This window comes from Actinomyces sp. HMSC065F12, from assembly GCF_001814535.1.
GTDB lineage: Bacteria > Actinomycetota > Actinomycetes > Actinomycetales > Actinomycetaceae > Pauljensenia > Pauljensenia radingae_A.
On sequence record NZ_KV816940.1, the window covers coordinates 39,536 to 45,971 of the forward strand.

General features: G+C 59.3%; 5 protein-coding genes and 1 tRNA gene. 2 read left to right on the top strand and 4 right to left on the bottom strand.

Annotated features, from left to right (window positions below; translation table 11 throughout):
* Positions 1-23 precede the first annotated feature (23 nt).
* Both HMPREF2975_RS00960 and HMPREF2975_RS00965 read right to left on the bottom strand, forming a co-directional pair.
* A complete protein-coding gene (locus tag HMPREF2975_RS00960) occupies positions 24-971 on the bottom strand; it encodes an Fpg/Nei family DNA glycosylase (RefSeq protein ID WP_070725197.1) in 948 nt (315 codons plus the stop codon).
* A gap of 34 nt (positions 972-1,005) precedes the next feature.
* Positions 1,006-3,912, bottom strand: coding sequence for a leucine--tRNA ligase (locus HMPREF2975_RS00965; RefSeq protein ID WP_070725207.1), 2,907 nt, complete (start codon positions 3,910-3,912; stop codon positions 1,006-1,008).
* A 181-nt stretch (positions 3,913-4,093) separates the two neighbouring features.
* Here HMPREF2975_RS00965 and HMPREF2975_RS00970 point away from each other — a divergent pair, with 181 nt between their 5' ends.
* Positions 4,094-4,540 carry an HIT family protein gene (locus HMPREF2975_RS00970; protein WP_070725198.1) on the top strand — a complete coding sequence of 149 codons (447 nt, stop codon included), beginning with the start codon at positions 4,094-4,096 and terminating at the stop codon, positions 4,538-4,540.
* A gap of 42 nt (positions 4,541-4,582) precedes the next feature.
* Here HMPREF2975_RS00970 and HMPREF2975_RS00975 read toward each other — a convergent pair whose 3' ends face one another.
* Positions 4,583-5,311 carry a metal-dependent transcriptional regulator gene (locus HMPREF2975_RS00975; protein ID WP_058236952.1) on the bottom strand — a complete coding sequence of 243 codons (729 nt, stop codon included), beginning with the start codon at positions 5,309-5,311 and terminating at the stop codon, positions 4,583-4,585.
* Between the two features lie 167 nt (positions 5,312-5,478).
* Between HMPREF2975_RS00975 and HMPREF2975_RS00980 the strand changes: the two genes are divergently transcribed.
* Positions 5,479-5,551: transfer RNA gene (locus HMPREF2975_RS00980), tRNA-Lys, on the top strand.
* A gap of 337 nt (positions 5,552-5,888) precedes the next feature.
* On the opposite strand, the gene HMPREF2975_RS00985 is transcribed toward HMPREF2975_RS00980, so the two are convergent.
* On the bottom strand, positions 5,889-6,436 hold a 548-nt coding region (locus HMPREF2975_RS00985), incomplete at its 5' end, for an Imm61 family immunity protein (protein WP_141757230.1).

The following is a 6,436-nucleotide window of genomic DNA, read 5'->3' on the forward strand; positions in this document are numbered from 1 at the left end:
TCCTGTCAGCGTCGGGCTTTTGCCTAGCGCTGACAGCTCGGACACCAGAAGAGACGCCTCGTAGCCATCAGATCCTCTGCAACGGGAGTGCCGCAACGCAGGCACGGCCTGCCGGTGCGGTGATAGACATACCAGCGTGATGCTTCAGGATCACCCTCAAGGGGTGGTTCCGGAGCATCCTCGTCGCTCACTGTTTCGATTCTGCCCACTTCAAGGCCGTGTGCCATGAGTGGGCAGATCGTTTTCCATAGCAGGCTCAGGCGCGCCTCGGCCACTCGGTTGCCTCGGCGTCTGGGATGAATTCCCGTAATGAAGAGCGATTCTGCGCGGTAAATGTTCCCGACGCCGGCAATCACAGACTGATCCATAACCAGTTCGCCGATGGTGCGCGATCGTGAGCGGATCGCATCGATGAAGGCGCGCTCCAGGTCGGGACGAGTCAGCGCGTGGGGTGACAGCGGATCGGGACCCAGACGCTGCTGTGCCTGGCGCTGTTCATCAGGTGTGATGACTTCGCAGCGATTGGGACCTGACAGGTCGGCGACCGCGTCATCTGTTTCGATGCGGACCCTGACCTGGCCAACCGGCTCGGGTGGAGTCCATCGGCCGTCCTCGTGCGTTGTGCCGCTGTCGCCAGCCAGCCGCGGAGCTCCGATCGATACGGGAACCTCCACCGATTCACTGCCATATAAACGCCACGACCCATACAGACCCAGGTGGACATGCAGCCACAGGTCGTCGGTATATGCCACCTGCGTACCGTCGGGGTGTCCCTCGCGTACCGGTCCGGGCGCGCTCAACTGCATGAAGAAATGCTTGCCGTGCGCACGAACCGACGTCACTATCCTGCCGTTGATCAGGCGTGCTCCGCCGGCGAAGCGTCCCTGCGGCGATGACACCCGGACCGCACGTCCGACAAACAGCGTGTCGAACGTGCGGGCCAGAGCATGAATAACGTCACCTTCAGGCATAGGTTCTCGCCGCTACCAATCTGACAGCGCGCGGCTAGTTCTTCGGCAGAACCAGGTTCACCAGTTTAGGTGCGCGCACAATAACTTTCAGCGGCTCACGTCCATCGAGGATGGCGCGGATCGGCTCCAGGTCGAGCGCGCGGGTGCGCAGATCGTCCTCGTCAATCGAGGGCGATACATCGAGGCGGGCACGAACCTTGCCGTTGACCTGCACGATCGCAGTAATCGCATCTTCTTCGAGCAGTGATTCGTCCTCAACGACCGGGAACGGTTCACGTGCGAGCGACTCACCGTGCCCCAGTTTGTGCCACAGTTCTTCAGCGATGTGCGGCGCAACAGGGCTGACCATCAGCACCAGGGGTTCGATGATTTCGCGCGGTACCGCATCCATCGACGTGATGTGGTTATTCAACACAATCATGCGGGCAATGGCGGTGTTAATGCGCAGGTTCTCGAACTCAACCGTCACATCCGCGATCGTGCGGGCCAGCAGTTTGCGCGTGGCCAGGTCGGCCGGTTCGTCACTGACAGTGACCTCACCAGTTTCTTCATCGAGGACATTGCGCCACAGGCGCTGCAGGAAGCGCTGAGATCCAACGACGGCTCGCGTCTCCCACGGACGGGAAATATCGAGCGGTCCCATCGACATCTCATACACTCGCAGCGTGTCCGCGCCATAGTCCTGAGCGAATTCGTCAGGTGTGACAACGTTCTTCAGGGACTTGCCCATCTTGCCGTATTCCTGTGTGACGGGCTCGCCCTTCCAGGTGAATCCGCTTTCCTCGTCGCCCGTCACTTCATCGGCCGGCACGTATGCGCCGCGTGAATCCGTGTAGGCGTAGGCCTGGATGTAGCCCTGGTTGAACAGCCGGTGGAACGGCTCAGATGCGCTGACGTATCCCAGGTCGAAGAGGATCTTCTGCCAGAAACGCGCATACAGCAGGTGCAAAACGGCGTGTTCGACGCCACCGACATACAGGTCCGCACCGCCGGATTCGCCCGGGTTGCGCGGCCCCATCCAGTACTGCTCATTGACCGGATCAGCGAAATGTTCGGTGTTATTCGGGTCGCCGTAACGGATTTCGTAAGCGCACGAGCCAGCCCAGTTCGGCATGGTGTTCGTGTCACGACGATACGTCTGTTTGCCTTCACCCAGATCCAGTTCAACGTCCAACCAGTCCGTTGCCCGACCCAGCGGTGCTTCCGGCTCAGACGCAGCATCGTTCTCATCGAATGTGCGCGGCGAAAAGTCATCAATTTCCGGCAGGGTCACGGGGAGCATCTCATCAGGCAGCGCGTGCACGCGGCCATCAGCCGAATACACCACGGGGAACGGTTCACCCCAGTAGCGCTGACGTGAGAACAGCCAGTCACGCAGGCGGTACGTCACGGTTTTCTTGCCCAGGCCGCGTTCTTCCAGCCACTGTGTGATGCGCTCAATGGCTGCTTCCTTGCCCAGACCGTTGAGGTCCACTTCCTCATTGGCCGAGTTGGTGATGACACCGTCACCGACCCACGCAGCTTCGTCGCGGTCAAAGTCTTCGGGTGGGGTGATCGTGGTGATGATGTCCAGGTCGAAACGACGTGCGAAGTCAAAGTCACGCTGGTCGTGCGCGGGCACAGCCATAATCGCGCCGGTGCCGTATCCCATCAGGACATAGTCGGCCACAAAAATCGGGATGCTCGTGCCGTTAACAGGGTTGGTGGCGAAACGCCCGGAGAACACGCCTGTCTTCTCCCCTGCTTCGGCGGTTCGCTCCGCATCCGTCATGCGTGCAGCGCGTTCACGGTAGGCTTTCACAGCCGTAGCTGGCGTAGCGTATCCACCTGTCCACGCTTCGCGTGTTCCCTCGGGCCACTCAGCAGGCACGTTCAGGTCAGCAGCGTCGCCCTCGTCCCCGAGCAGGGGGTGTTCGGGGGCAACGACCATGAATGTTGCGCCAAAAAGCGTGTCAGGGCGGGTGGTAAACACATCGAGCCGCGTGCCGTCAGCGTCAAATGTGACGCGCGCGCCGGTGGAGCGGCCAATCCAGTGATGCTGCATTGAGCGCACCTTGTCCGGCCAGTTCACTGTGTCCAGGTCAGCGTCCAGGCGGTCAGCGTAGGCGGTGATTCGCATCATCCACTGGCGCATGCGCTTGGTAAAGACTGGGAAATTGCCGCGCTCGGAGCGTCCCTCGGCGGTGACTTCCTCGTTGGCGAGCACGGTGCCCAGGCCGGGAGCCCAGTTCACGGGCGCCTCGTTGATATAGGCCAGGCGGTAGGAATCGAGCACGCGGGCCTGTTCGATCGCTGTCAGATCGTCCCACGCCCTGTCGAATGTTTCCTCGCCCTCAGATGTGGCGATCGGGCGCGTGCCGGAGCGGAATTCGTCTTCCAGTTCGCTGATCGGACGGGCGCAGCCTTTCGTGCCGGCCGGGTTCGTCGCTTCGGTGTCATACCACGCGTTGAAGATCTTCAGGAAGATCCACTGCGTCCAACGCACAAACAGGTCATCGGTTGTAGCAAATGAGCGGCGCTTGTCGTGCGACAGTCCCAGGCGCGCCAGTTGGCGACGCATATTCGCAATGTTGTCGTATGTCGTGATGCGCGGATGTTGGCCGGTCTGGATGGCGTACTGTTCAGCGGGAAGACCGAATGCGTCGAATCCCATCGTGTACAGCACGTTAAAGCCGCGCATGCGCTGGAAACGTGCGATCGTGTCAGTGGCGATATAGCCCAGTGGGTGTCCAACGTGCAGGCCTTTGCCTGACGGGTAGGGGAACATGTCGAGCAGGAAGTAAGGGGCCAGTTGCGCCAGTGGCCCTTCAAGGTCTCCGGTTGGGTTATCGGCATTGAATGTGCCACGGTCATCCCACTGCTTGTGCCACTTGTCTTCGATGGCGTTGGCCATCTGTGCGGTGTAGCGGAATTCCGGCTCCGAACCTTGATTCTGGCTCATTGATGGATCCCTCTCGAATTCTTCGGTCATGCTCGTCAAATTGGCCTGTTGCCAACCACTTAAGGGTATCTCATCGCGCCACTGGCTACCGGATTCGTTCAGCGTACGATCGAGCGCAGGTGCGGAGGGGTATCGCGACGAGGGCGGCCCATGCGGGCGCAAGATGGGTGACAATAGAGCCATGAGTACAGCATTTGAGAACATCATTGATGGAACATGGTCGGGACGCTTCGCATGGGCTGACGACGTTTGTGTTGTTTTTGCCACCATTGAGCCGATCCGCGCTGGTCACATGCTGGTGGTGCCGCGCCACCCTTACCCGTCGTGGACGGACGCGCCGGTGGAGGTTGCCGAGCACCTGATGCGCGTGGCTCACATCATTGGGCGAGCACAGATCGAAGCCTTCGACGTGGAACGAGCCGGCCTGATCATTGCCGGTTTTGAGGTACCTCACACCCATCTGCATGTGGTCCCCATGAAGTCGGAAGCAGATATTGCATTCGCCAATGCTGCTCAGGCTAGTGATGATGCCCTCGACGATGCTACGACGAGGGTGCGTGAGGCACTGGTGGGCCTGGGGTACGAGGCGAACGTGCCGCCGTCGATGGGGTCAGCTTCCCTGAGCTAGCTCGGGTGCGCGGCTGCGACAGTTGGCGCGCGATTGCGCCCGTTACTGTTCGACGTGAAGATCGTCGGGGTCGGTGGCTACGAAAATGGCATCTGCGGCCACGTCACCGATTTCGACGGTATGCGCGCGCTCTTCACCAGATTCACGCACGTCAAGTGTGAGTGTTCCCAGCGCAGGTGAGCGGCGCACCACCGTGATACGGGCATCCAGGGCGATCCCCCTGCTGGCCAGATCGCGCAGCATCTGCGGATGGCCATCTGAGATTCGCACGATGACCGTGTCAGTTCCTTCGACAACGTCAGACAGCGGCATCATACCGGGAGCCAGGCGAGTGCCGTCAGGAGCCGGAATCGGGTCGCCATGTGGGTCGCGCATCGGGAAACCAAGCGCACGGTCGAGGTGCTCAAGCAGCGTCTCGGAGACCGCATGTTCAAGGATTTCTGCTTCTCGGTGAACTTCGTCCCACTCAAAGTCGAGCTTTTCGTACAGGTATGTTTCGAGGAGGCGGTGGCGACGCACCACACCTACTGCTATTGCGCGGCCCTTTTCGGTCAGGTGAACCTTGTGGTATGGCTCATGTTCAACCAACCCCTGGTCTTTGAGCCTTTTGACGTTTTCAGATGCCGTTGATGCGACGACCCCCATTCTGGCGGCAAGATCGTTCACCGATACTCCGGCACCACTCCACTCCCCTGCGGAGTAAATGGTCTTCAAGTAGTCCTGCGTCATCTGCGTGATGGGCACGTCACGCAGATCGTCGTGGTGTTCCATCAGCCCTCCAGGTTTGTCAGTGTCAAAGACGCGTTGGCGCTCCGGTTCTTACTGTAGATGCCCATGCGCGCCTGTGCATGCGTCCTGCAGATGTGTCCTATCGCCTACTTTTCAAGTTGTCTGAAGCCCCTTGACACGAGTACAGTATTACTTCGTTACGAGACGTAGCGCCGTTAGCTCAATTGGCAGAGCAGCTGGCTCTTAACCAGCGGGTTGGGGGTTCGATTCCCTCACGGCGCACTTTTTATGCGTCCGCTCCTCCGAGAGAATTTGTCACCTCTTCACGCTTCTTCGGTCACGTGCACGTCTTGGCGGTCGACACCAAAGCCTGCACAGATATTGCGCAGAGTGAGCCGAGGGTCGGCCATGGTTGGCGTCTCAATGCGCGTCCCCGTCATTGAGGTCGGCGAGGCGATTGTCGTGATCCCCGTTCGAGTGGCTGACGCTGGATCGAGTGCGGATGAAACACATTGCGCATGAAAAGAGCGTCCGAACTCTCCACCAGCGGCCTCAGCTCTTCGACAAACGGCTCATCAAGACTCATCAACGACACAGCCTTGTGCCTTCCTCGCACACGTTATTCCTCGACGATAAAGGCTTCCAAAGCCGGACGACCATCAGGATCCAGAAAAGAGTCAAGAAGATCCCGAACCGGAATATCACAGACATAGGAGAACTCCACCGTACGCGAGTAGTCATTGGTCAACGTATCGCTCATGAGCATGGGAAGGATTCCGCGGTCGGGTGTCTGAAGCGTGTAGTCAAATTTGTTGATTTCCACGAGGGAATAACCAGGGCGCTGTTCGTAGGTGTAGCAGGGAATGTACATGGATGGGTAGTCGCGTTGCGCCCAGCGGAATGATTCGCCCGCCTGGTAGATGAACCAGCGCGTCACCAGGTCAAGATCCGGGGAAAAGAACGAAAAGAAAATCCTCTCATTTCGCGTGCTTTCCCCATATGCGAACTGCCCATCCTCAAGCTGAGCCACGTGATAGACCGGATCCCCAGCATGACTGATACTGATCGAACGAGGATGGAACACATTGCGCATGAAAAGAGCGTCTGAACTTTCCGCCAGCAGCCTCAGCTCCTCGAAAAACGGCTCATCAAGACTCATCAACGACA

Coding starts and splice junctions, on each gene's coding strand:
- HMPREF2975_RS00960 (WP_070725197.1), bottom strand. CDS start 971: ATGCCTGAAGGTGACGTTATTCATGCTCTGGCCCGCACGTTCGACACG.
- HMPREF2975_RS00965 (WP_070725207.1), bottom strand. CDS start 3,912: ATGAGCCAGAATCAAGGTTCGGAGCCGGAATTCCGCTACACCGCACAG.
- HMPREF2975_RS00970 (WP_070725198.1), top strand. CDS start 4,094: ATGAGTACAGCATTTGAGAACATCATTGATGGAACATGGTCGGGACGC.
- HMPREF2975_RS00975 (WP_058236952.1), bottom strand. CDS start 5,311: ATGGAACACCACGACGATCTGCGTGACGTGCCCATCACGCAGATGACG.